Here is a 23,770-nt window from a genome sequence, read left to right on the forward strand (position 1 = left end):
TATGAGCCGGCAAAGATTTAAGGTAAATGTAAGGTGACCCAAAGGTTCCTGTAAGCCTGCTCTGCTATGCTGAGCTTACTTTCAGATTAAAGGTGGTACTTGTATGGCTGATATTATCAAAACACAGGGTCTGTGTAAGCACTATGGCAAGACGCCGGGAGTCAGTGATTTGGATCTGTCGGTTGCGGAGGGAGCCGTCTACGGTTTTCTTGGACCCAACGGCGCCGGCAAATCAACAACACTTAAAATGATTCTGGGACTGGTTAAGCCCACCGCCGGCAGCATTACGGTATTCGGCAAAACCATGAATCACCGCAGCCGCATGTCCATTCTCAAGGATGTGGGCTCTTTAATTGAGTCCCCCAGCTATTATGGCCATTTAAGCGGCTATGAAAATCTCCGCATTATTGCCACCCTCAAAGGCACTCCGGAAAAAGACATCGGGCGGGTTCTGCAGATTGTCCGGCTGGAAAACCAAAAAAACAAAAAGACCAATCAATATTCTCTGGGCATGAAGCAGCGTTTGGGGCTGGCCTGCGCCCTTTTGGGCAATCCCCGGCTTTTAATTCTGGATGAACCTACCAACGGACTTGATCCCGCCGGGATTCAGGAAATGCGGGAGCTGATCCGTTCCCTGCCCAAGGAGTACGGTATCACAGTTCTGGTCTCTAGCCATTTGCTCAGTGAGATCGAGCAAATGGCGACCAATCTGGGCATCATCAGCAGGGGCCGGCTTGTTTTTCAAAGCAGCTTAGGGGCCCTGCACCAAAAAAGCAGCCCCGGCATAGCCATCCGCACTTTGGATAATCACCGGGCTGCCGCTGTTCTGGGGGAGCAAGGTATTGCTGTGCAGAGCCAGCAGGATTACCTGCTCCTCCCAGCCTTTGAGGATGGGGAATTATCCCGTTTAACTCTGAACCTGTGTGAAGAGAAGGTAGGGGTCGTGCGGATTGAACAGCGCGAAAAAAGCCTGGAAGATATCTTCCTGGAACTGACGGGATCGGCGGTGAGTTTATGAGAAACGCCCTGTCCGTCGAATTCGGAAAGACCCGGCACCGCAAGATTTGGCTGATTGTGGCCGCCTTGCTGGGCTTTCAGCTGCTCTGGTTCTTCTGGGGGTTAAAGCATATGGACGCCGGGAAGCTGCAGCAGGGCTGGCTGCTCTGTCTGTACCAGTTTCCTGTGCTCAATGCCATTATCCTGCCGGTGGTCACAGCCGTTGTGGCCTCCCGGCTCAGCGATGTGGAGCATAAAGGGCAGACCTTCAGGCTTTTAAATACGGTCATGCCGGCGGGAAAATTGTTTGATGCCAAATTTCTCTGCGGTGCCTTCTATCTTCTTGCCATCGTTATTATACAGGTCGTGGCTATGCTTTTAGCCGGCTACGTTAAAGGTTTTACAGAATCTCCTCCCCTCCCCCAGCTGGGATACTACCTTCTGTTCACCTCCTGGGTGACTCTCACCCTTTTGCTGCTTCAGCAGACTTTATCCTTGCTGTGCAGCAATCAGATGATCCCTCTTTCCCTGGGATTGCTGGGGGGCTTCGCCGGGCTTTTCATCATGTATCTCCCCCCGCAATTTGCCAAGCTGATTCCCTGGGGCTATTACGGGGTGTTGATGCAGGTGGGGATGAATTGGGACCGGGAAACACGGATCAGTGATTTTTATTGGACGGATATCGACTGGCCGGGATTCCTGACCATCATAGCCGCCTTCCTGCTGTTCTATAGCGGCGGGCGTGCCCTATTCAGGAGAAGGGAGGTCTGATTATGTTTGGCCGCGCTCTCAGAGCTGAAGGAATGAAGCTGCGCCACAGTCCCGTCTGGCTGGCCTTTATCCTGCTGCCTATGCTGCCCGCTTTGATCGGAACCTTTAACTATCTGCAGAATATCGGTATTTTACAGGATGGATGGTACAGCCTCTGGACCCAGCACACTTTGTTTTCCTGCTATTTCTTTCTTCCCGCCATTATTGGTGTATACTGCTCCTATCTCTACCGGCTGGAGCATCTGAACCACAACTGGAACTCGGTTATGACCATGCCCATTCCGGTGAGCTATTTCTTTCTCGCCAAGCTGTGCATCGCCTCGGCTATGGTCATCTTAACCCAGGTTTGGACGGGGGTATTGTACCTTTTGTCGGGAAAGCTGGCGGGGCTGTCTTCCCCGGTTCCCGGACAATTTTCGGAATGGCTGCTGACCGGCGCTGCGGGAGCCATCACCATCTGCGCCGTACAGCTCTGTCTATCCCTGATGATCCGCAGCTTTGCCGTGCCGGTGGGACTGGCCCTGATGGGCGGTATTGCCGGACTGGGCATGCTTGCCAAAGGGTATGGGGTCTTCTTCCCTTATTCCCTTTTAAGCCTTGGCATGCGTGCTAATCAGCCTGGGGGACCTATGCAGTGCGCTCTAGAACACTTTCTCCTGAGCTGTACCCTCTATGTCCTTGCTTGCGTACTGTGGGCCGCGCTCTGGATGAAGCGGCGCGATGTTCACACCGGCTGAGCCGGGTTTACGGAAAGGGGCCTGTTATAGCTAAATGAAAATTCGGCCGTTTTGCGATCGATTCATCTAGATGAGTCAATCCAAAACGGCCGAATTTTTAAGCAAAGAACCCCGATTCCTCGATCAGCAAGTCGGTTAATTCCAATCGATGTCTGAATGGCTAACGGTTTCATTGTTGGCTATTTCTTTTTCGGCTTCTATTAACCGCTCTCTTTCTAAAGGGGTTAACTTTGTAAAATCGCTGTCCCAAGCAAGGACCATCCTTTTAATCATTTCAAATGCCAGCTTCTGTTCCGACTCAGGCAACATATCAATCATATCAATAATTTGCTTAATATCACCCTTTGGTGGTACTTCAAGTAATCCTTCTATTCCAGCTTTAACTCTCAGTTTTGTAGACTTATCAAGACTATTAATTGCTTTGAAGGCGACTCTGGAATATACAATTTCCACGCTCTTCACTCCCTTACCGGAGATATCTAAGTGGTGCATGTGGAAGGAGCTAATTTCCCTACAATTCGATCGCAATACAAATTGTGCGAATCCACCTTCATTATAAATTCCAAGTACTCAGAATTCAAGCTTCGTATTTTTCAAGGCCCGCCCATTATAAGTGGTCGGGGTTCTCATGTTAATTGCTTACATCAAGACCCCTAGTACTCTGTGACACCTAAATCCTTACCTTTCCAGCGGTTAAATTTCCGTATGACTGCGTTGTCGTCAATCGCCATACGACCGGTATGGCTCATTCCTCCGCCTTGTCCTACGAAAATTTTCCTCGCCGGCAAGGCAAGTTTTAAATATCACAGAGTACTAGGCTCTCTGCTTCATCTCTTTGCTTCCATTGCTAAGGATCAAAATTCGGTATAAAATAAGATCAAAATATGGATTTAATTTTGCACAGGAGTGATATTATGATTATAAAGCCCACCTCTTCACTGAGAACGGAACTTGGGGAAATTACTAAAATATGCAAGGAGAAGGCCGAACCTGTTTATCTGACCAAAAATGGTGAGGGTGAATTGGTTATTATGAGCATAGCTGCTTACGAGCACAGGGAAGCTATGTTAGATCTGAGGACTAAGCTATTAGAAGCCGAAAAGCAGCGTCTTAATGGCGCACCGAGCTATACCTCAGATGAAGTGAGGGAATATATAAGGCGTCTTCACAATGATCAAGTATAAAGTCACTCTATTGCAAGTGGCCCGTGATGACATTGGCGAGATATTCATATATATTGCGGCAGACAATCCAGAATCGGCCTTGGAAATATCGGAGAAGATTATTGAGAAAATTGACTTATTGGCAGAATTTCCGTATGCGGGGAAAATCGTACCTGACAGTGCATTAGCTAAGCAGGAATACAGGATGCTCACTGTCAGCAACTATATAATTTTTTACAAAGTCATTGATAATGAGGTTATCGTATATAGGATTCTTCATGGAATGCGCGATTATCCCGGCTTATTCAACGGGCCGTTATAACTTTCCAGCGACGCATGGCTTTTATCTACCAGTTTTTCACTGGCTCGATTCCTGACACTATTCCTATCCGCTACAAACTCAATCAAATGTGCGAAATGCTGTAAAAAAAGAAGAAATTCAATCAAATCCAAAGGTCATTTGAGGAGGGAAAAACATGAATACTAAAAGTGCTCGAAAGAGAACATTGCTGTTATTCGAAAAACATTTTAAAACCAAGGCGAATAATATCTCGATTGAGAATGACTGTGACTTTTATTTTCAGCTTATGAAAGCTATCAAGGAAGAATATAAGAACCAAATAGACCATAATCGTTATGAAAATTTCATTATAATGGAACAAATATTATTAGCTAGTAAATTAAAGTTTTTACAAGAAACTAAAGTAAATCTAAATTTTTTTCCAATTTACATAACAATTCTATTAAATTGTTTAATTTTCACATTTACCTTAATTTTTAGTGGTTTAAATTTATATCTTGGAAAGGCAATCGACCGCAATTTAGAGGCATTGAATGTGAACTTTTTGTTCGATTTAAGTAATGACTTTGTATCACTGTGCACAAATATTGCCTTTGTTCTTATTATTAGTACTGGTTTATTTTTTATTGCTTACGTAATTCTTCAAAAGAGAATAAAAAGGAGGCATGCTATCGAATATTCATTTAATCAAATTTGCCTTAAAATTATATCCTCCATTTATAAATAATTCTAGAAAAAACCACTTGGATTACATTACTATAAAGCTGTGAAAGAATTTTTTCCCTTCTGGCCCTTTGAAATTCAACAAAATTGGAGAACCCCGATCGCTCGTTACAAGCAACCGAGGTTCTCTATTGCCTATCAAAATCTATACACTCCCATATACATGGCTGCCCTCAGCAATTATTGGCGCCAAGCTCCCGCATCGTGCAGTTTCCCTTAAGATGGCAAAAATCGCAATGGGTTTTACCTTTGAAGTCCGGTAAGTTGCTGCCCACTCCCATGACCATGGCAATGGACTTTTTGGGCAGCATAAGGTTGGACTCTGTCAGGCTGATGCCAATCTGCTCCCCTTTCAGGTAATCAATAATCGTTCTTACATCTTCGAGCCCTTTCCAGTAAGAATGCCCAGGGCCTAAAGAAAACGTGGTATCCAGCTGCTTTTCTTTATAAAGTCCTGCGAGCTCGGAAATAGCATGATAGGCCGCTTTGGCCAGGATGGCTGATCCGGCCGCATCCATGATAAAGGCTTCCAGGGTTTTGCCTTGATGGGTGTATTCCTTGACCCGTTCATCTATCCCTTCCCCGATGGTCATAGCAAACAGAACCACACTATCTGCCGGGCCTAACACCTTAGGCAATAAGCTGCCTCTTAACGTAAGTCCACCCTCAAGATAAATCTCCTGCTGCTCCGAACCCAGCACTTTGGCTTCCTGCCAGATGATGCTGACCTTTGCTAATTCCTTGGCTTCCGCCAATAGCTTCATGTTTAAATCGACCATGTCCTGCCTCGGCGAGCGCCGGCTCAAATCGGCGCCCTGTGCAGTAAACAGCTCTTCTATGGTTACCTCAGGCACCAAAACCGCAAAGGATCCTGCTTCTGCCATAGTGTCCCACACCCCTCAATCCAACTTAAAATAGGTGTTTTGCGCAAAAATAGTGTTGAATCCCGGATAGCTGCCCAGTTCAACAAAGGAAACCCCTCCGGCCAGATCCTTGGCTCGCGAAAACTCCTGGGCAGAAAGCAAGGCAATTTTCGCCCCATTTCCTGCCGCATTGCCGATGGTCTTGATCCGGCTCTCCAGCTCCCGGGGAATTAAGCCGATCACACAGGCACTGTGGGGATTGAGATAATTGCCAAAAGCTCCGGCCAGCAGCACTTCCTTAATATCATCACACACGATGCCCATGGCCTCCTGCAAAATCCTCACACCGGCTGCAATAGCCCCTTTGGCCAGCTGAAGCTCGCGAATATCGTTCTGAGTAATCAAAATCGGTCGGCCATGGCGGGTTTGACCGGCTTCAACCAATTGAAAGGCCCAGGTCTCTTCATATTTAATAAGTCTGTCCTTTAATTTAAGGGCGCCGGGATGGGTAAGTTTTTCAGGCTCCAAAAATTTACCCCGTTTATTGATCATGCCCAGCTCCACGAAGCCGGCTACTCCGTCGAGAAGAGCGGAACCGCAGATTCCTATGGGGCGCCCGTTGCCAATGACCGTATAGCTCAAACCATCGTCAAAGGAGATATGATCAATCGCCCCGTCGGCGCCTCGCATGCCGCTGGTGATCTGGGCTCCTTCAAAAGCCGGACCAGCTGCCGCGGAGCAGGCCACCATCCGGTCTTTGGAACCTAAGACAATCTCCCCATTGGTGCCAATATCCAAAATCAGGGTAACATGATCCCTTTTCTCCAGCTCGGCGGCTAACAGAACAGCCGTAGTGTCCGCACCCACAAAGCCGGCGATATTGGGCAGGACGAAAACCCGGCCGGCCTTATTGATTTCCAGACCCAGCTCCCCAGGAGCCACCACAAGCCCCTGGTTAATGGCGGAAACATAGGGCGACATGCCAATGGTCCGGGGGGTTATCCCCAGGAAAAGGTGATGCATGGTGGTATTGGCTGCCACCGAAATTCCGTAAAGCTGATTTCTGTTCACCCCCGCCTTGTCAACCGCTTCACCGATCAGCTTGTTCATAGCCCCTGTTACGGCTTGGTGCAGGGTCTCCAGCCCCTTTTCCTCTTTGCCGGCAAAGGTTATCCGGGATATGACATCCCCCCCATATTGGGCCTGGGGATTAAGGGTCGATACCACTTCAAGCTCTTTGCCCGAATTTAAATCCAGCAGATACCCTACAATGGTCGTCGTTCCGATATCAAAAGCCATTCCCAACAGAGTCCCGGTTGTATCTCCCTGCTCTACTCCCAAGACCTGAGAACCATACACTACGGTTGTCACCCGGTTGGCGGACTCTCTTAGGGTGTCCGGCAGCCGGCGGAGCACGGAGAGAGGGGCCTGCAAATCATGGACACTGCAGCCAAGCCCGGCCAGGCTTTCCTGCAAGCGCTGCCAGTCTGACTTATGCTCGCTGAGGGAGGGCTGGGCAATTTCCGCAAATACCTTGACCAGGTGGGGATGAATATGAAACGGTCTCTCTGCAGAATCAATCAGAATATGATGCTGCAGCTTTTTGGGACTCTGAATCTCGATCATCATGTCTCTGTTTATTTTGGTGGCACAGGCTAAGCGAACGCCTTCCGCCAACTCCTGAGCTGTCAAATGATCTTCATCAATCGCCGTAAAATCTTCCCGTCCCTCCCTAACCTTTACCCGGCATTTTCCACATTTCCCCCTGCCTCCGCAAGGGAAATCCTCCCCCAGTCCCGACCGGTTCATGGCTTCCATGATGGTGGTGCCGGCAGCCACCGGCACGCTGATCTCCCCAGGTTGGAACACTATCCTGACTTCTTTCAAGAAAACGACCTCCTCCCCATGGTGGGCTTGTGTAAAGCAAAACTGCATCGTAGATTGATGCAGCTCATTAAATTAGCAAGTCTACTCACTTCTGCCCTTTAATTTTATATAGTCTCCCCGGAAATAAGTCACGCAAAAGCCAATCGGCTTATTCTCTTCATTATGGATGCGCTGCTCAATAACCAGCAGTGCCAGATCATCATGAATCTTTAACGAGTTCCTGATCTCTTCATCAGGTGTCTGAGCATAAATGGTCAGTTCCTTTTTTAGAGAAAAAGAGGACACACTGCCCGAAACCATCTCGGGAAAAGTGGCTTGTTCCAGCTCCTCTTCCACGATGGGCATCCCTTTGGAGTAGGGCAGATATTTTATATCATAGGCGATGGGTTTGCCCTCGGTAAAAAACAACCTGCGAATCACAATCACATTTTTATTCCTGGTGATCTGCAATTCCCCGGCCAGTTTTTCATCAGGCATGATGATATTGACTTCCAGCAGGCGGGAGCGGTCTACCGTGTTGATGGAGTTCTTCATCTCATCATAGTAAATGGTGTATTTGTTCAATTCCGGCTTCTGCACAAAGCTGCCTTTGCCCGGAATGGAATAAATATAGCCATCCTTGGCCAGAATCGCCAGCCCTTTTCTGACCGTCATCCTGCTGGCCCCATATTCCTTGCCGAGAGCATTTTCTGAAGCAACGGCATCCCCCGGCTTCAAGGACCCGCTATTTATTTTCCGTTTGATCTCTTCCACAATCTGAAGATAGACGGGATTAATCATCTTTTCATCCATTCCAAACATATTTCAATCCCTTTTGAGGCATCGGTGGCGAAAGCATCAGCACCTATATAACTGCAGCCATCAGCGTTAAGGTAATTTGCTCCGGCAATAATCCTGACTTGGTCCTTCAGTCCTGCAGCGGCTAAAATGTCAATGACCTGTTTCATTTGATCGATGGTGCTGGTCAGCACCCCGCTCAGTCCAATGATATCAGGTTTAAACTCCCTGGTCTTTTTGACAAAAGTTTCCCCGGATACATCCACACCAAGATCCAAGACTTCAAAGCCATGGGTTTCCAACAAGGCCCGGAAAATCTCTTTGCCAATATCATGGATATCGTCTTTGACAGTGCCCAGGAGCACCTTCCCGCTTTTCTTTTTGTGATGGCTGCTGAAATACGATGTCATAGGCTTCAGCTCCAAAACTCCCCGAAAAATGATGCCTGCCATGATCAGGTCGGCGATATAATACTCCTTTGCTTCGTAGCGTTTGCCCACCCGGCTCATCCCTTCGATGATTAAGTTGACCAGGTCTAAAGGATTCATCCCTTGGTCTAAAGCATGATTGGCAAGCTCAAAGACTTTAGTTTCTTCGAGTTGTTCCACATAATCGATCAAGAGTTCTTCAGTAGTGCCAAAATCCTTCATTACGCCCTCCCTAACAGGTATACTCAGGTCTATTTAACAGAGGTATCCTTCATAATCATCTTATTTCTCACGCTATGGTTTGTCAATTTTTAAAGGAAATGGGTCTCCCCTCAATACCTGCAGGTCAATAGGGCTGGCGGGGAAGGTCCTGGTTGCAGCAGGCAAAATCCTGTTGACTTACTGTTTCTCCTCGGGGTGTAATGCTGAAATCCTGAGCAAAGCTCCCTGAAAGCAGTTTCCTTAGAAACCAAACATCGCCCTCAGCAAAGGTCAGTTCTAAATTAAGGCTTTGGGCCAGCAATTCTACTTCAGCCAGGCATTCCTCAATACTATAGGACTTGGTATCGATGAGCATTAAATACTTATAGTGCCTGAACATCTGCTCAAAGATCTTTTTCGCCCGTTCCGGCCCGTAGCGTTTTACGGCATGCTCTATTTCTCTGGCCATGCTGTGGGTGCCTTCCAGCCAGCCCTTGGTCATAAAAAAGGTGGCTTTGGGCCGCCAATAGGCTTGGCCCTGCCGGCTCATCAGCATGGAAATACAATCTTCAGTCCGGGGAATGATCAGATCCCCGGTGGTCGCCTTCAAGCCTACGGTGCCATTGCCGCAGCAGCCATAGGCCAAGAGGATGGTGTCAACCTCTTCAAGCCGGTCAATTTCCTCCTGGAGCTTAGCTCTTAGTCCATTAGGGTCTGTATGGTATTCGGAATCAATCCAGATGATCGGATAGGGGCAGCCACTCTCATCTATGGCCTTATTCAGTTCATGCTGAAGCATCTTGCAGGCAATGAGCACCGTGCCTCCTGCACTCTCCTTAACCATACATCCTCCCCATTTACTCTTTGATTGGGCCGATTTTGTTCTTGCGGAAAGCATTGGCGAAGTTTCTGCAGAGACGGTCCCGGCCCAGCAGAGCTTCAGTAGCCATAAGCGTGGTCATCATATCCCGGTTGGTCGGGTCGAGGATGGCGGAATCCATTCCCACATAAAGGGCAATAGTCAAAAAGCCTTGATTGACAACTTTTCTTAAGGGCATGCCAAAAGAAATATTGCTTAATCCGGAAGTTACTTTAAGCGTGGGATAGAGCTCCTTAGCTATTTTTAAAGTCTCTGTGAAATTGAGCAACGATTTATTATCCGCTGATAAAGCCAGCACCAGCGGATCAAGATGGATTCGGTCCGGAGTGATGCCATGCTTTTGGGCCTTTTCCACAATCTTTTTGGTAATTTCCACCCGTGTCTCTATATCGGAAGGGATGCCTTTATTATCGCAGGTCAGGGCTATAACCTGCCACTCCGTGCCTTCAAGCAACGGGAAAATAATCTCGCATTTATCCCCTTCCTCGGAAACGGAGTTAATCAGCCCGGGACGCCGGGCATGCTTGAAGACTTCTTTGATCACGGCGGCATTGGGACTGTCAATGCACAAAGGAGTATCCACCGTATCCTGAACGATATTCATCAGCCAGATCAAGGTTTCCACTTCGTATTCCGGTGCTGTACTGGCGCATACATCGAGGAAATGGGCTCCTGCTTCCGTTTGTTTAAGGGCCAGGTTGCGGATGAACTCTTCATTCCGCTCAGCAATCGCCTGTTTTACACTGGGGATGGTTCCATTAATTTTTTCTCCGATAATGATCATAGCTTAGTCTCCTTTTGTTACAAAAGGGGCTGTTTAGCCACAGCCCCTTTGTTTCTGTTTTTTATAGAACTACTTAAGCGCAGAGGAACATGATGAAGCCAAACATCATATCCTCGTAGCTCTGCATTTTAGGTGCCATGACCTGAGCCTCCTGCTCATCGATCTCCGGATGAGCGGCCAGGTATTCTTCCCATGTTTTATAGTAATCGGTGTTCATGAAGTTCCCCTCCTTAATAGTTGGCGTTATTGGCTACATAATCCAGAACCGCTCTGGTATTATCAATATTCACGCTGTCAGCAGTGATGATCGCCTTGTCAAAAGTAAAGTAATAGCCGCCGCCTGGGGCCAGAATCTCATTAAGCTCTTTTGCCTTGTCGATGCATTCCTGTTTGGTCCCTGTCTTCAGGAGGGTAAGGGGATAGAAACCGCCAATAATATGCTTCTTGCCCAATTTTTCCTTAACAAGCTTGGGATCCCCGTACTCAAAGGTCATTACGGTTCCGGCCGGAAGCTCGGCCAGATAGTCGATATAACGCATCCAGTCCTCCTCCACAAACAGATAAGACCTCATGCCTTTTTCCGCCAGACCTTCCACCAGTTTTTTAAAGCTGGGCCAGTAGAATCTTTCGAAATCCTTCCCTCGGAGATAGGGAGCCATGTGCAAAGGAATAAAGGTGGCATTGTATTTGTTCGGGAAAGGCTGGGTTCCCATTTTGATCATTAAAGGAGTGACCGCATTGACAGCAGCTTCCACTTTATCAGGAATCCGTCTGACATCCATGGAAATATTTTTGAATCCTCTTAACTGGTCGGTCAAAATATCAAAGGGTGCTTCGCAGAAGGCAGCGAAGAGGGATACGGTACCGTAACCGTATTTGCCGATTAGATTCCCATAGATCCTGAACAAGTTGTTGTTTTCGTCTGTATAAGCTTTGAAGGCCTTAGCCATGACGATAGAGCGGGTGACAGGGTCGGCGTTAAGCTCGGAATATAAATTGGGCAGCACTTTTTCGACGATACAATTATAGGGGGAGGCAATAAAATCATCATACTCCTCTACTTTGAGCCCTTCGACCTCCGGATGCTGCAGAAACCCATTGGACCCCATGACAAAGTTCCGCGAACCCAATATCTTATAGAAAGACGGCATTCTGAACGCTGAGACAGGCAGGAGATCTGAATAAAAATCTTCGCACACTTTCTCGAAGCTGGCCTCTAAATCCGTCGTATCCCATTGGACCTTTTTTAAATCCATACCGGCATATTGAATAGCAAATTCATGGGTAAACATTGACATAATCGGAACCCGCTTGGGGATTTTCCCGTCAATCAGATCCGTGAATAACTGTGTTCTTTCAGCCATCTTATCAGACATGTTGTTCCACCCACCTCTGACAAATTTTTACGCCCTCGGCGGCATTGGTTGTAAACATATCGGCTCCGATCTGTTTGCAGGCCTCCTCGGTGACAGGGTTGCCGCCGATGATGACCTTCACTTGATCCCGCAGGCCCGCCGCTTCCAAAGCGTCAACCGTTGCTTTCATGGAATCAATGGCCAGGGTAAGAACTCCGCTCATCCCCAATATTTCTGCTTTCACCTCTTTTACCTTGTCCACAAAAACCCCAGGCTCCACATCGATGCCCAGATCATGGACGACAAAACCTGCCGCCTCCACCATACTGGCAAAGATGTTTTTGCCAATATCGTGCATATCCCCCTGGACCGTGCCCACAACGATGCTGCCCGCCTTGCTGTTGCTGTCTCCGCCAATCACGGGTTTCAAAAGATCAAATGCCTGGCTTAAAAGTTCACCGGCGAAAATAAGGTCACCAACATAGTACTCCTTTTTTTCATAAAAGTCTCCGACGATGCTCATCCCTTTTTGACAAGCCGCAACCACTTGGTTGGCCTCCGCCATACTGGGCTTGGAGGCAACAAATTCCTCCAATAAGCTTACTACTTGTCCTTCGTCCAGATCCCCAATGGCCTGTGTCAATGCATTTAAATCCAGCATCCTTTTCACTCCCTTAATGTTTTTAATAACCGGAAAGCTACATATACCTGTATATACAGCTTGGGGTAAAATAAAAGATGTTCTATGTTTTTATATTAACACGCCAGAACTATTTGTCAATATCAAATATTCAATCAATTTCTACTATTTTTGCGCTTATTTTTACTTAGGGCTTGCGGCTTACCCTGGCACTCACTATCCTTAGCAAGCTGTCTATACTCATGAGGATTCATAACACCCCTAAGTTTAACCCGACCCGCAAATACAACCCGCTGCCTAAGCATAGCAAAAGAGCCCCTAGAATCCAGTAATCCATTGCCGTCGAAGGGTGTTCATGGCTTGGGGTTATCAAGGAGCTATATCCGTAACCGCGGTTCAGCATACCTTTTGCTAAGTCCTCGGCAATCAAAATAGCATTTACAAATAAGGGGACCATAATCGCAAGATAGGTTTTGAGCCGCCCTATACTGCTTTGCTCATTGATCCTGACACCCCGGGCCCTTTGCGCTTCGATAATAAGCAATCTTTTTTTATCCAGTGTGGGGATAAAGCGCAAGGCTGTCGTGATCATAAAGGTTATTTCCGCCGGCACCCTAAGCCGATTCAAAAACAGCATGAACTCATCCAGGGGGGTCGTTAAGGTTAGCAGGGAGGACCCCCATACCATAATAAGCAGGCGGCAGATGTAATTAATCCCCGTTAAAAAGCCTCCCACGGACAAGGCAAGCCGCCCCTCATTGGCTGCGGAGAAAAGAATGACCTGACTTATTTCGCTCTGAAATCTTTCCTGAGGGTAAGTTATGCCGGTAAAAAGAAGCAGAAAGAGACAGATGGGCATTAAAGGCCGGATCATCTGCCAGACTTTCTGCACAGGGATTTTGCTTTGCAGTGCTAATATTAGGATGCCGAGTAAACAACTTAAATTGTAGAGAGGATTTTGAAACAAAAAACACCAGATAACAGCCACTAGAAAACCACATATTTTGGTACGGATATGGAGACGGTGCAGCAGAGAGTCCCCTGGCAAGTAGTCTATAAACAAGGTTTCCTTTCCCCCTCCTCAATGATCTGAAACAATGCCTGCCTGAATTCCTCAGCCGATTGGGCCGAATAGCCCAAATCCTGCAGTCTTTGATTTAAAACGCATAATTGGGGAGGAAGGACTGCCGCCTGCCGGAGCATGGACTCATCAGCAAAAGCCTCCCAGGGAGGGGCATCGATCATCACCTGACCCTCCCGCAAAATGATCACCCGTTCGGCATAGTCGGCAACACTGTCCATATCATGACTGATCATCAGAATGGTGGTCCCCTCTCTATGGAGCTGCTGAAGCAGCTTCATAATTTTCTCCACCCCCACCCAATCGAGACCTGTCGTCGGTTCATCAATGACGAGAATTTCCGGGGTAAGGGCTAAAACGGAAGCCACGGCGATGAACTGCCGTTCCCCTTTGCTTAGAGTGTAGGGATGAACCTGACGATAGTTTTCCAGCCCGGTTAAGGCCAAGGCCTGGGTGATCCTCTCTGCAATCTCCGTCCTGGTAAAGCCGGCGTTCTTCAGGCCAAACTCCAACTCCTTCTCTACTGAGACGGAAAAGATCTGGTGATCAGGGTTCTGGAACACATAGCCGACAGTTTTGGCCAACTGGGCCGTGTCAACATCTTTAATATTCAGGCCCTTGACGATAACTTCCCCCTCGGTGGGCCTAAGCAAGCCATTGATGTGTTTGGCTAAAGTGGTTTTTCCGGCTCCGTTGGCGCCTGCCAAAGCCACAAATTCTCCCTTTTCAATGTTCAGATCAATTCCCTGTACGCCTGTTTGTCCCGATTCAAATCGGTGCACAAGCTGCTTAATTTGGATCAACGCTGAATTCAGCGGGCTTTTCCCTGCTTCCATATTCAGTGGGCTCTTCTCTGTTTCCTTTTCTTGATGGACTTTGCCTCTTGCCGGCGGTTCAATCAGCGGGACCACTCTGTTTTGTAGGCTGGACCGCCCTATCAAATTGCGGATCAGGGATTCGGCCTCGGCAACATCTAAAGGAATGTCCTGGCCTTCAATCCATCCTCTTTGCCAAAAACTCCAGCCTAATAAGCTGACTGGCAAAGGCTTGATCCCGAATTCCTGCAATAGAGGGATATTGCGAAAAAGCTTTTCCGGTGCCCCTTGCCAGGCAATTTTCCCGTGCTTAAGGACGATAACTTCGTGGGCTCTATGCAGGATTTCTTCACTGGAATGTTCAACGACCAGAATCGTCCGCTCTCTTTCACAACAGAGATCATCCAAGGTGCGATAGACCTGGAACCGTCCTTCCGGATCCAGTTCAGAAGCCGGTTCATCCATGACCAATAGTTCCGGTTCCAGGGCCAGCACCCCGGCGATCACCAGCCGTTGTTTTTCCCCGCCGGACAGCTCTGCTGTAGAGCGCTGATCATAGCCATTCAACCGAACCTTGGCCAAGGCCTGGGCAACTCTTTGCTGAATTTCCTGCAGGGGTACACCGAAATTACGAGGGCCAAAAGCCACATCCTCCCCCACGGTTCGCCCGATGATCTGACTTTCTGCATCCTGAAGTACAAGTCCTACTTGCTTAGCCAGGTCCTGCACCCGGACCTCACGTGTGTCTTTCCCCCCAATCCTGACCTCTCCCTGCAGCTCTCCTTGCAGAAACTGGGGAATCAAACCATTCAGACACAAACTTAAGGTTGTTTTACCTGCTCCCGTGGGACCCATCAAAGCAATGAATTTTCCTTTGGCCACTGCCAGGCTGACTTGTTTTAAACTCTCCTCTTCAGCTCTTGGATAACGATAAGAAACATTTCTTAATTCAATCACTGTCTCCACCCTAACACCCCTCTAGTACTCTGTGACATTTAAAACTTGCCTTGCCCGGCGAGGAAAATTTTCGTAGGACAAGGCGGAGGAATGAGCAATACCGGTCGTATGGCGATTGACGACAACGCAGTCCTACGGAAATTTAACCGCCGGAAAGGTAAGGATTTAGGTGTCACAGAGTACTAAATCAACCGGCTTCCTTTAAGCGCTTTATAGGCTAAGGCCGATACGGCAACATTTAAGACCGACCCTAATAACAAAAAGGGCATTAACCCTAAGACTGCACCCATACCACCGATGGGGAATACGGAAAAGGCCGCTACCACACCATTGAGGAGGGAGGTAATAATCACGGCAGGAATCAAACCGATTTTCTTATTGACCAGGCGATAAATCAAGGCAAAGACAGCCATTTCGATGGCGATGACCAAATGCATAGGAATTCCCAGGGGAAAACCGACCACTGCCGAGGTAAGCAGATGACCTATGGCAATAACAATACAGCCTTCTATGCTGCCAAAAGCCAAAGCGCTGAAAAAACCCGGAGCAGAATCCAGGGCCACGGTCCCCAGCGGGCTGGGAATTTTAATCAAGGCACCTACCGCACTCAAGGCAAGAAAGACCGCCATGATGGCAATCCGTCGGATATTCTGAGCTGATTTGGGAATCGTTGTTTTCTTTGCAGGTTCAATCATTGTTATTCTCTCCTTCATTTCATTTTTTTCTTTTCATTTAACTTGAATCTTGCCGCTAACCTTCCTCTTGGATTTTAATCTTCATTTTCTGTTGGGAGGCCTCCACCTCCATCCTCCTCCAGCCTGCCGATTTTATGGATGGGTAGCTTGCCGAAATCCCCTAATTCAATATCCTCAGCGGCCGTAAAAATGAGACAAGTTGAAGGTCCTGCCGATTTATTGATATAAAGTTCACATTGGGTATCTTCTCTAAATCGAGCACCGACAGCTTGGGCAAGGGCTTCGGCTTCACCCCTTATCCCTTGGGAGCCTACCGGAATAATGTCATACACTCCAGGGATACTAAGCAATTGAACAAGATGTATCCCTTGCAGAATGTCCGGATCTTCCGGGTCAGCCGCCTCAGTTCCCACTTTGGGGAGCCCCAGGCAAAACAGGCTGTGGCCCGGCTTGGCTCTGCCAACGCGAAGTTTATCCTGATCGCAAAGCCCTATGACCGTGATGCCTAAGCCGGTTTGCTTGGTGGGCATATTCTTTTCCGTGCTGACGGCCGTAGGCAGGGAGAGCAGATTCATAGCCTTCAGCTCTTCTCTCACCCCCTTCATTATTTCTTCGCCTGCGGGCAGGGGCTCATTGGCAATGGCAATGCTGATCATCTGGGGAACCGCTCCCACCGCCAGCACTTCCAATAAAGCTACCCGGGCCGTCATCCTGCCGGTTACCCACCAGGGAACTTTGACTGCATCCAGCTCTTTCTCACCAATAGCACCGCAGGAATCGCAAGCTGCGACAAGATATTGAGCATCATTCAGGGCAACCACCTCAACATCTCTTCCCTGATATCCCAAGGCCTTCAACTCTCCTCTCTAATAATTTTCTGTAAAATAAAAAGTCCATAGCCACCTCGCTTCTCCTTTCAGACAAAGCAAAATGACCATGAACTTTACCAAACTTCATGTGTCCCCGGATCCAGGCAGGTCTCCTGACTTCGAGTCATTGTCTCCTTGCTGCCTTCCCAGTTACCCAGTGGCATTCAGCGCTGAGACTCCTCTTTACAGTGGCGGGTCCGTCCGGGAATTGCACCCGGTTCCCTATTCTCCCTTCTTGGCGAAGGGCACCTGAAATCCTTAAATTGTTAAAACCTACTAAATTCAGTTTAGCCAAAACTAAGATAATGTCAAGTCAAAATTCGTCCCTATGGCAAAAGTAAGGCGTTTGTTTTATTCTCTAAACTAATCAAGGCCGGAGGATTGTTTCAATAGGAACAATCCTCCGGCCTTATCTGCTTCTGAAATTTATAATTTATAGGCCTGCCTGCTCCCGCAGGGCAGCCGCTTTATCGGTCTTTTCCCAAGGCAGATCCAGATCAGTGCGGCCAAAGTGCCCATAAGCAGCCGTTTGGCGGTAGATGGGGCGGCGCAGATTCAGAGTCTTAATGATCCCTGCCGGACGGAGGTCAAAATTAGTTTTGACCAGTTCTCCGATTTTTTCCTCGTCAATTTTGGCGGTTCCGAAGGTCTCCACCAGGACGGATACAGGCTGGGCTACCCCGATGGCATAAGCCAACTGAATTTCGCAGCGCTCGGCTAAGCCGGCGGCCACCACGTTTTTGGCTACATAACGGGCGGCATAAGCGGCAGAACGGTCGACCTTTGTGGGGTCTTTGCCGGAGAAGGCTCCGCCGCCATGGCGGGCCATCCCGCCATAAGTATCGACAATAATCTTGCGGCCGGTTAAACCGGCATCCCCTTGGGGACCGCCGATGACAAAACGGCCTGTGGGGTTAATAAAATAACGGGTGCTCTCATCCAGCAATTCCGATGGGACCACGGGAAATACCACATGTTCCAGGAGATCCCGGCGAATCCGCTCCTGGGTTGCTTCCGGATGGTGCTGGGTGGAGATCACGATGGTATCGATACGGACAGGGCGATTATCCTCATACTCTACCGTCACCTGAGTCTTGCCGTCCGGGCGGAGGTAATCCAGGATATCCGACTTGCGGACTTCACTGAGGCGGCGGGCCAGGCGATGGGCCAGATCAATGGCAAGAGGCATATAGCTTTCTGTTTCGTTGGTGGCGTAACCAAACATCATCCCTTGGTCGCCGGCGCCAATGGCTTCGATTTCTTCCTCACTCATCTCGCCATTTTTAGCTTCCAGAGCTCTATCCACTCCCAAAGCAATGTCGGCAGACTGCTCTCCAATGGAGGTGAGAACGGCACAGGTATCGGCATCGAAGCCATATTTGGCCCGGGTATAGCCGATTTCACGGATGGTTTGTCTTACTGTGCTGGGAATATCCACATAACAATTAGTCGTAATTTCACCGCTGACTAACACCAGGCCGGTGGTCACCGAGGTCTCACAAGCGACCCGGGCATTGGGGTCTTTAGCGAAGATAGCATCTAAGATGGCATCGGAAATCTGGTCGCAGATTTTATCGGGATGTCCTTCCGTGACCGATTCGGAGGTAAACAGTTTTTTTGCCAATGAAGTCACTCCTTTTCACTAAGGCGCTCAGCAATCTCCTGAACCAGCCGCCGAGCTACGTCTAATTTGTTCATTTGGGGCAGATCGATTTTTTTCCCATCCGGGAAAAGCAGGCTCACGATATTCGTAGGGCTGCCAAATCCCGCTCCGGGTTGGGTTACGTCATTTGCTACCAGCATATCGACATTTTTGCGCTGCATCTTGGCTTGAGCGTACTCATAAAGCTTTTCCGTCTCAGCGGCAAACCCGACCAGGAACTGGTTTTCTTTCTTCTTGCCGCATTCTGCCAGGATATCGGGGTTGGGTACAAGTTCCAGAGTAAGATTTGTCCCATCTTTTTTGATTTTCTGCTCAGCACTGACCGCAGGCCGATAATCGGCAACTGCTGCGGCTTTGACCACAATATCCATCTGGGTAAATTCGTCCATGACCGCAGCATGCATTTCCTGAGCTGTCATAATGTTGATTCGCCTTACTCCCGGCGGGGTGGGCAGTTCATTGGGCGCAGAGACAAGGGTTGTTTCCGCACCGGCCTCACTCAAAGCTTCAGCCACGGCAAACCCCATCCTGCCTGAAGAACGATTGCTGAGATAACGGACCGGGTCAAGGGGTTCCTGGGTCCCCCCGGCAGTGACCAAGGCTTTCTTACCCGTCAACAATCCTGAAGCAGCGAAAAAACTCTGCAAAGCTTCCACAAGGTCCTGGGGCTCACTCATACGGCCATCTCCATCAGTGCCGCAGGCCTGAAAGCCTGTAGCCGGTCCCAGAATGCGTACGGAACGTTCCTGAAGCCGCTTCAGGTTCTCCTGGGTGGTGAGATGATGATACATATGATGATTCATGGCCGGAGCCACAAAGATAGGGGCCTTCGTGGCCAGCAGAACGGTGGACAGAAAATCGTCGGCGATACCCACGGTCATTTTGGCTAATAGATTAGCCGTAGCCGGGGCAACCAATACCGCATCGACGGCTTCCGCCAAGGCGATATGCTCAACATTCCACACCTTAGGCTCTTCGAACATGTCCACATAGACCGGGTTGGCGGAAAGGGTCCTCAGGGTTAAGGGGGCAATAAATTCAGTCGCCCCCTTAGTCATCGCTACATACACAATTACGCCCTGCTTGCGGAGGCGGCTCACCACATCCGCTGCTTTATAAGCCGCAATCCCACCCGTGACGCCTAAGAGGATCTTCTTACCCCGCAGCATTATTTGATTCCTTCACTGGTCAATTCAAAATGATATTTCCCTTTAGCGATTTCATCAAAAGCAAGGCTTACCGGCTTAGATCCACGGTAATTCACTTCAAACTCCGGATCCTCCATGAGGGTACGGGCTCGTTTAGCCGCTGCCAGCACCAAGGTATATTTACTGTCCACTTTGCTCAACAAAATATCGAGGGAAGGCTGTTTCATGGTTACACCCCCTGAAATACATAAGGTTTTCTTTTCACACGGCATTTCTCAGCCAGCAGAATGCTCTTTAATTTGTCTACTGCCAGAGGAATTTCATCATTGACGACCACATAATCATACTCGCTCACATACTCCAGTTCCCGAGCGGCGGTCTGCAGCCGTTTTTGAATCACTTCCTCAGATTCAGTACCCCGTTTATGAATGCGCTGTGAGAGTTCATCCATGGAGGGGGGCACGACAAAAATAAACACTCCTTGGGGGAAACGCTGCTTGACTTGTAAAGCTCCCTGAATTTCAATCTCCAGAATGACATCATTCCCGGCTTGAAGGGCTTGCTCCACAGCGAACTGGGGAGTTCCGTAATAATTGCCGCAAAACTCTGCCCATTCCAAAAGTTGATCCTGTTCGATCATGGTTTGAAATTCTTCCCGGCTTCGGAAATAATAATGCAATCCATCCACTTCACCAGGACGAGGCTGGCGTGTCGTGGCCGACACGGAATACTTTACCTGAGGCATCTGTCTCAGCAGTTCCTGGCAAAGGGTTCCTTTTCCCGCCCCGGAAGGACCGGATAGAACAATCAATAAGCCATGATTTTGTTCCACGATGACCCCCCTTAATCAGCTGGGTCTTCGGCAGTGTTGCTGGCTTCTTTCGCGGAGAGGCGATGGGCAACGGTTTCCGGTTGAACTGCCGACAGAATGACGTGATGGCTGTCACAGATAATCACGGCCCGGGTTCTGCGGCCATAGGTGGCATCGATCAGCATTCCTGCGTCCCGTGCTTCCTGGATAATCCGCTTGATGGGAGCTGATTCCGGGCTGACAATGGAGATAATGCGATTGGCGGATACGATATTGCCAAACCCAATGTTAATCAATTTAATGTCCAAAACTTAACCCTCCAATTATTCCAGATTTTGAACTTGTTCCCGAATCTTCTCTAATTCGCTTTTCATCTGAACGACATGCTGAGTAATGCTTAAATTATTAGCCTTCGAGCCAATGGTATTGATCTCCCGGTTCATTTCCTGAACCAGAAAATCCAGCTTGCGCCCGACGGGTTCAGAGCTTTGCAGAGCCTCCCGGCATTGGTCAAGATGGCTTTGCAGACGAACCAATTCTTCGGTAATGGATGCTCTGTCTGCAAAAAAAGCCACTTCATTGGCCAGGCGAGCTTCATCGAGAATGGCTTTATCTCCCAGAAGGACCTCTATCCTCTCCTGTAAGCGGGTTTGATAATCTATAACAATGCTGTCGGCATAACCTGCTACGTTTTCTTTAGCCAGCATGATGGTATGTAAACGGCGCAAAAGATCTGCCGCTAAGCCTTCCCCCTCTACCTGCCTCATGGCTACGAACCCAGCCAAAGCTTCGGCTACGGCACGGCTCAAAGGTTCCCAAATCAGTTCAAGGTCAATATCCGTATCCTCTAGGTCAAAAACCTCGGGCAAGGAAGCTAAACGGTAAATATCCGTCTCATAGGTTGTATTCAGGGCTAAAGCGAGTTCCTTCAGTGTCTTATCATACGACAGGGCTAAATCTTTGTCAACCTTCACCAATCTCTTTTTTTCTTCTGTTTCCTTCACATTAACAAAGACATCAAGGCGTCCGCGGTTGATTTTGCTCTGCAGGATTTTGCGTATTCTATCTTCTAAACTATTCAGATGGCGGGGCATCCGTACCGACGTCTCGAAAAAGCGATGATTGACCGCTTTCAGCTCAATTGTAAATTGGTAACCGTAACCGGAGGCTTCCCCCCGGCCAAAGCCTGTCATGCTGTTTGCCATGCTCTGACCAACTTTCTTTTTTAACATTTTAATTTATTATAGCGATTAATGTTCAAAAAAACAATTTAAGTTGTTTTTGGGGTATAAAAATTGTAAATGAAGCTTTCTTTCTATAGAAAATAAAGACCATATAACAATAGACTTTTGACTCAGTTATTATACAGCAAAGTGAAAGGAACACCTTACAGTACCTTCCGGGGAGAAATTAGCAAAAAGAAGGTGTATCTCTTCTAATACTTCCTAATGCTCGTAGAGGGTGTAGGAGTATAGAATAGATACACCAGCAATGGATTCTCAACGTTTGTTTATTGACCAAGTAAGATAATCTTTATAAGCAAAGATTTTTTCACTGGTGATTTCATCGGATGTGGGAATCAGTAATATCTTCTTGTAAACCAAAAGAATAATTAAGACTTCAGGCCAGCCGAAAATGCTTTTGATTTCTAAAATCTCGGGTAGCGTATTACCGATCAAGCTTAACTAAACCATAAAGAAATTGATTCACCCTCGTTCTGGATAATTTCTTGCATTGCCTTTACGTTATTCAAGACCGTTCCTTCCAAGAAACTACCTTTATAATCATGCACTAATCCCCCTTAAGCGTTTTTGGTGGTTATCATAGACCGTTTTTCGGATATAATGAATCATTTCCCAAGTATCATCCCGTTGTTCACAGCGTGTCACATTATAATCCTGTTTATAGGTAATGTCATCTCCAGATCTACCATAACTTTCTCCTATTATTTTTCCTGTCACGGGATCTTTGATATAAGTTCTTACATCATCACAAGGCTTGAGCCAATTGAATTGTCCGATATTCAAACCAAGGTATGTTCCATTAATAACTTTTTGAGATACTAAGTCCAGCTCTTCTATAAATCGCTTGCAATATTCCTGATCGATTTGGATTGTCTTTTCCACAGTCCCAAGTCCAATATGCCGAAATCCAAGGTTATACAAATGCTGTATGCTATCGGAAATGTAGGCTACATTGTAGGGATGTGTTACCATGTGAACACTTGGCTCAATGCCATTTTCTTGGAGCTTCTTAAGATTTTCCACAACTAAGTCATAAGAATTCTCATGCGTATTTTTTATGGTCCGCAGCTGGTTTGCGTGTCTGTGCCCGTCGAGACTTGCCGCCCATCTGAGCTTTTTATTTTTAGCCAAGTAATCAATGATTTCATCATTTAAAACTGTTCCATTTGTTGTAATGGCATAATCAGAAACGTTAACCTTCGTGTTGGCTTCAAGATACTCATAGGACTGCCTGATTAAATTCCAAGCTAAAACTGGCTCCCCGCCTAAAAATTCGATGCCAAACTCATCCGAAGTCCGATATTTTAAAAGGGCGTCGATGAACTCTCTAACCTCTTCCCAGGTATAAATACTGCTCTTATCCTCTTCATAGCAATACAGGCAATCCATATTACAGGCTTTGGTTACATGCATAACATATCTTTCCATAAGTCCTCCTTAAGCAAATCTTTTATCGACATTACATGAGCATCTACCATTGCAAGTACAATTATCTGTCCCGGTTCTACTTACACAGCTGCAAGAACCTGTACGATAATGGCAAGCACAAATATTGTCTCCTGTCCTCGAAACGCAGTCACAGTAACTATCTACATTACAAGTACACGCGGAAATAGAAGTCCTGCTAACACAGTCACACGAACCAGTCCTATCATTACAAGTACAAGCTGATACAGCATTTCTAGATTGACAGTTACAGTAAACCTCAATATCACAACGACACGAAGGTGCATCAGTTCTAGACATACAATCACACGAACTTCGACTGTAGCAATCACACGCCGGTAATTGGACTTCACAGGTTTCTAAATTCCTAATTTGACAAGTGCAAGGTGTCGATGTTCTAGAATTACAGTTACAAGGATTTCTGTAATAGCAATTACAAGGAACATCACTAGTTCTATCTTCACAATTACATGAAGTGATCGTCCTCAAATCACAAGTACACGCTGCCGCTATGGTTCTGCTTTCACAGTCACAA

Annotated in this window: 27 protein-coding genes and 1 riboswitch; of the genes, 6 read left to right on the plus strand and 21 right to left on the minus strand. The window is 47.6% G+C overall.

Translation table 11 applies throughout. The annotated features are described in order from the left end of the window. Positions 1–103: 103 nt before the first annotated feature. The 3 genes from BUA14_RS11885 to BUA14_RS11895 are packed head-to-tail and all read left to right on the plus strand — an operon-like array spanning position 104 to position 2,504. Positions 104–1,018 carry an ABC transporter ATP-binding protein gene (locus BUA14_RS11885; RefSeq protein ID WP_072772781.1) on the plus strand — a complete coding sequence of 305 codons (915 nt, stop codon included), beginning with the start codon at positions 104–106 and terminating at the stop codon, positions 1,016–1,018. Then, complete coding sequence (locus tag BUA14_RS11890; protein WP_072772782.1) at positions 1,015–1,767, plus strand: ABC transporter permease; 753 nt, start codon at positions 1,015–1,017, stop codon at positions 1,765–1,767. Before BUA14_RS11885 ends, BUA14_RS11890 begins: the two co-directional genes overlap by 4 nt. Before the next feature lie 2 nt (positions 1,768–1,769). Continuing rightward, positions 1,770–2,504 (plus strand): ABC transporter permease, encoded by a 735-nt coding sequence (locus BUA14_RS11895; RefSeq protein ID WP_072772783.1) that lies wholly within the window; start codon positions 1,770–1,772, stop codon positions 2,502–2,504. Between the two features lie 135 nt (positions 2,505–2,639). Here BUA14_RS11895 and BUA14_RS28870 read toward each other — a convergent pair whose 3' ends face one another. Further along, positions 2,640–2,957, minus strand: a complete 318-nt coding sequence (locus BUA14_RS28870) for a hypothetical protein (RefSeq protein ID WP_345788633.1) — start codon at positions 2,955–2,957, stop codon at positions 2,640–2,642. A 461-nt stretch (positions 2,958–3,418) separates the two neighbouring features. On the opposite strand from BUA14_RS28870, the gene BUA14_RS11910 reads away from it, so the two are divergent. The 3 genes from BUA14_RS11910 (at position 3,419) to BUA14_RS11920 (ending at position 4,695) form a co-directional block, all read left to right on the plus strand. Beyond that, positions 3,419–3,688: a type II toxin-antitoxin system Phd/YefM family antitoxin gene (locus BUA14_RS11910; RefSeq protein WP_072772784.1), complete on the plus strand. Its 270-nt coding sequence runs from the start codon at positions 3,419–3,421 to the stop codon at positions 3,686–3,688. Beyond that, positions 3,675–3,989 carry a type II toxin-antitoxin system RelE/ParE family toxin gene (locus BUA14_RS11915; protein WP_084078567.1) on the plus strand — a complete coding sequence of 105 codons (315 nt, stop codon included), beginning with the start codon at positions 3,675–3,677 and terminating at the stop codon, positions 3,987–3,989. The genes BUA14_RS11910 and BUA14_RS11915 overlap by 14 nt, the downstream gene beginning before the upstream one ends. A gap of 154 nt (positions 3,990–4,143) precedes the next feature. Then, positions 4,144–4,695, plus strand: coding sequence for a hypothetical protein (locus BUA14_RS11920; RefSeq protein ID WP_072772785.1), 552 nt, complete (start codon positions 4,144–4,146; stop codon positions 4,693–4,695). A gap of 169 nt (positions 4,696–4,864) precedes the next feature. Here the strand turns inward: BUA14_RS11920 and BUA14_RS11925 are convergent, their stop codons facing one another. The 20 genes from BUA14_RS11925 to BUA14_RS12020 form a co-directional block, all read right to left on the minus strand. Next, the gene (locus BUA14_RS11925; RefSeq protein WP_072772786.1) at positions 4,865–5,575 is read right to left on the minus strand and encodes a vitamin B12 dependent-methionine synthase activation domain-containing protein; all 711 of its coding nucleotides are present in this window, start codon (positions 5,573–5,575) and stop codon (positions 4,865–4,867) included. A gap of 15 nt (positions 5,576–5,590) precedes the next feature. Further along, positions 5,591–7,441: an ASKHA domain-containing protein gene (locus tag BUA14_RS11930; RefSeq protein WP_072772787.1), complete on the minus strand. Its 1,851-nt coding sequence runs from the start codon at positions 7,439–7,441 to the stop codon at positions 5,591–5,593. Between the two features lie 81 nt (positions 7,442–7,522). Continuing rightward, a complete protein-coding gene (locus BUA14_RS11935) occupies positions 7,523–8,242 on the minus strand; it encodes a GntR family transcriptional regulator (protein ID WP_011460548.1) in 720 nt (239 codons plus the stop codon). Further along, on the minus strand, positions 8,218–8,868 hold the full coding sequence (locus BUA14_RS11940; protein WP_018307002.1) for a cobalamin B12-binding domain-containing protein: 651 nt from the start codon (positions 8,866–8,868) through the stop codon (positions 8,218–8,220). Before BUA14_RS11940 ends, BUA14_RS11935 begins: the two co-directional genes overlap by 25 nt. A 124-nt stretch (positions 8,869–8,992) precedes the next feature. Next, positions 8,993–9,691, minus strand: coding sequence for a DUF1638 domain-containing protein (locus BUA14_RS11945; protein ID WP_018307001.1), 699 nt, complete (start codon positions 9,689–9,691; stop codon positions 8,993–8,995). A gap of 13 nt (positions 9,692–9,704) precedes the next feature. Next, positions 9,705–10,511 carry a methyltetrahydrofolate cobalamin methyltransferase gene (locus tag BUA14_RS11950; RefSeq protein ID WP_072772788.1) on the minus strand — a complete coding sequence of 269 codons (807 nt, stop codon included), beginning with the start codon at positions 10,509–10,511 and terminating at the stop codon, positions 9,705–9,707. A gap of 73 nt (positions 10,512–10,584) precedes the next feature. Beyond that, positions 10,585–10,728 carry a hypothetical protein gene (locus BUA14_RS27900; RefSeq protein WP_005811854.1) on the minus strand — a complete coding sequence of 48 codons (144 nt, stop codon included), beginning with the start codon at positions 10,726–10,728 and terminating at the stop codon, positions 10,585–10,587. A gap of 13 nt (positions 10,729–10,741) precedes the next feature. Then, positions 10,742–11,887, minus strand: a complete 1,146-nt coding sequence (locus tag BUA14_RS11955; RefSeq protein WP_072772789.1) for a uroporphyrinogen decarboxylase family protein — start codon at positions 11,885–11,887, stop codon at positions 10,742–10,744. Further along, positions 11,880–12,527, minus strand: a complete 648-nt coding sequence (locus BUA14_RS11960; protein WP_072772790.1) for a cobalamin B12-binding domain-containing protein — start codon at positions 12,525–12,527, stop codon at positions 11,880–11,882. The genes BUA14_RS11955 and BUA14_RS11960 overlap by 8 nt, the downstream gene beginning before the upstream one ends. Before the next feature lie 229 nt (positions 12,528–12,756). After that, entirely contained in the window at positions 12,757–13,569 is an 813-nt protein-coding gene (locus tag BUA14_RS11965) for an energy-coupling factor transporter transmembrane component T family protein (RefSeq protein ID WP_072772791.1), read from the minus strand. Then, positions 13,560–15,368: an ABC transporter ATP-binding protein gene (locus tag BUA14_RS11970; RefSeq protein WP_072772792.1), complete on the minus strand. Its 1,809-nt coding sequence runs from the start codon at positions 15,366–15,368 to the stop codon at positions 13,560–13,562. The genes BUA14_RS11965 and BUA14_RS11970 overlap by 10 nt, the downstream gene beginning before the upstream one ends. Positions 15,369–15,541: 173 nt before the next feature. After that, the gene (locus BUA14_RS11975) at positions 15,542–16,054 is read right to left on the minus strand and encodes an ECF transporter S component (RefSeq protein ID WP_011460553.1); all 513 of its coding nucleotides are present in this window, start codon (positions 16,052–16,054) and stop codon (positions 15,542–15,544) included. 74 nt (positions 16,055–16,128) lie between these two features. Next, a complete protein-coding gene (locus BUA14_RS11980) occupies positions 16,129–16,902 on the minus strand; it encodes an AIR synthase related protein (protein WP_072772793.1) in 774 nt (257 codons plus the stop codon). A gap of 107 nt (positions 16,903–17,009) precedes the next feature. Beyond that, positions 17,010–17,191, minus strand: a riboswitch (cobalamin riboswitch). Between the two features lie 165 nt (positions 17,192–17,356). Next, the gene (gene metK / locus BUA14_RS11985; RefSeq protein WP_072772794.1) at positions 17,357–18,547 is read right to left on the minus strand and encodes a methionine adenosyltransferase; all 1,191 of its coding nucleotides are present in this window, start codon (positions 18,545–18,547) and stop codon (positions 17,357–17,359) included. A 5-nt stretch (positions 18,548–18,552) separates the two neighbouring features. Then, a complete protein-coding gene (coaBC, locus tag BUA14_RS11990) occupies positions 18,553–19,755 on the minus strand; it encodes a bifunctional phosphopantothenoylcysteine decarboxylase/phosphopantothenate--cysteine ligase CoaBC (RefSeq protein ID WP_072772795.1) in 1,203 nt (400 codons plus the stop codon). After that, positions 19,755–19,961: a DNA-directed RNA polymerase subunit omega gene (rpoZ, locus tag BUA14_RS11995; protein ID WP_072772796.1), complete on the minus strand. Its 207-nt coding sequence runs from the start codon at positions 19,959–19,961 to the stop codon at positions 19,755–19,757. Before rpoZ ends, coaBC begins: the two co-directional genes overlap by 1 nt. Before the next feature lie 2 nt (positions 19,962–19,963). Further along, positions 19,964–20,566, minus strand: coding sequence for a guanylate kinase (gene gmk, locus BUA14_RS12000; protein ID WP_072772797.1), 603 nt, complete (start codon positions 20,564–20,566; stop codon positions 19,964–19,966). Between the two features lie 11 nt (positions 20,567–20,577). Further along, positions 20,578–20,853, minus strand: a complete 276-nt coding sequence (remA, locus tag BUA14_RS12005; protein ID WP_005811866.1) for an extracellular matrix/biofilm regulator RemA — start codon at positions 20,851–20,853, stop codon at positions 20,578–20,580. Between the two features lie 15 nt (positions 20,854–20,868). Then, complete coding sequence (locus BUA14_RS12010) at positions 20,869–21,750, minus strand: YicC/YloC family endoribonuclease (RefSeq protein WP_072772798.1); 882 nt, start codon at positions 21,748–21,750, stop codon at positions 20,869–20,871. 579 nt (positions 21,751–22,329) lie between these two features. Next, positions 22,330–23,217: a radical SAM protein gene (locus BUA14_RS12020; protein ID WP_072772800.1), complete on the minus strand. Its 888-nt coding sequence runs from the start codon at positions 23,215–23,217 to the stop codon at positions 22,330–22,332. Positions 23,218–23,770 lie beyond the last annotated feature (553 nt).

Origin of the sequence: Desulfitobacterium chlororespirans DSM 11544 (genome assembly GCF_900143285.1) — a bacterium.
Taxonomy (GTDB): Bacteria; Bacillota; Desulfitobacteriia; order Desulfitobacteriales; family Desulfitobacteriaceae; genus Desulfitobacterium; species Desulfitobacterium chlororespirans.

Coding starts and splice junctions, on each gene's coding strand:
- BUA14_RS11885 (WP_072772781.1), top strand. CDS start 104: ATGGCTGATATTATCAAAACACAGGGTCTGTGTAAGCACTATGGCAAG.
- BUA14_RS11895 (WP_072772783.1), top strand. CDS start 1,770: ATGTTTGGCCGCGCTCTCAGAGCTGAAGGAATGAAGCTGCGCCACAGT.
- BUA14_RS11935 (WP_011460548.1), bottom strand. CDS start 8,242: ATGTTTGGAATGGATGAAAAGATGATTAATCCCGTCTATCTTCAGATT.
- BUA14_RS11955 (WP_072772789.1), bottom strand. CDS start 11,887: ATGTCTGATAAGATGGCTGAAAGAACACAGTTATTCACGGATCTGATT.
- BUA14_RS27900 (WP_005811854.1), bottom strand. CDS start 10,728: ATGAACACCGATTACTATAAAACATGGGAAGAATACCTGGCCGCTCAT.
- BUA14_RS11910 (WP_072772784.1), top strand. CDS start 3,419: ATGATTATAAAGCCCACCTCTTCACTGAGAACGGAACTTGGGGAAATT.
- BUA14_RS12010 (WP_072772798.1), bottom strand. CDS start 21,750: ATGGCAAACAGCATGACAGGCTTTGGCCGGGGGGAAGCCTCCGGTTAC.
- BUA14_RS11920 (WP_072772785.1), top strand. CDS start 4,144: ATGAATACTAAAAGTGCTCGAAAGAGAACATTGCTGTTATTCGAAAAA.
- BUA14_RS11925 (WP_072772786.1), bottom strand. CDS start 5,575: ATGGCAGAAGCAGGATCCTTTGCGGTTTTGGTGCCTGAGGTAACCATA.
- BUA14_RS11950 (WP_072772788.1), bottom strand. CDS start 10,511: ATGATCATTATCGGAGAAAAAATTAATGGAACCATCCCCAGTGTAAAA.
- BUA14_RS11945 (WP_018307001.1), bottom strand. CDS start 9,691: ATGGTTAAGGAGAGTGCAGGAGGCACGGTGCTCATTGCCTGCAAGATG.
- BUA14_RS12020 (WP_072772800.1), bottom strand. CDS start 23,217: ATGGAAAGATATGTTATGCATGTAACCAAAGCCTGTAATATGGATTGC.
- BUA14_RS11940 (WP_018307002.1), bottom strand. CDS start 8,868: ATGAAGGATTTTGGCACTACTGAAGAACTCTTGATCGATTATGTGGAA.
- BUA14_RS11960 (WP_072772790.1), bottom strand. CDS start 12,527: ATGCTGGATTTAAATGCATTGACACAGGCCATTGGGGATCTGGACGAA.
- rpoZ (WP_072772796.1), bottom strand. CDS start 19,961: ATGAAACAGCCTTCCCTCGATATTTTGTTGAGCAAAGTGGACAGTAAA.
- BUA14_RS11890 (WP_072772782.1), top strand. CDS start 1,015: ATGAGAAACGCCCTGTCCGTCGAATTCGGAAAGACCCGGCACCGCAAG.
- BUA14_RS11975 (WP_011460553.1), bottom strand. CDS start 16,054: ATGATTGAACCTGCAAAGAAAACAACGATTCCCAAATCAGCTCAGAAT.
- coaBC (WP_072772795.1), bottom strand. CDS start 19,755: ATGCTGCGGGGTAAGAAGATCCTCTTAGGCGTCACGGGTGGGATTGCG.
- BUA14_RS11915 (WP_084078567.1), top strand. CDS start 3,675: ATGATCAAGTATAAAGTCACTCTATTGCAAGTGGCCCGTGATGACATT.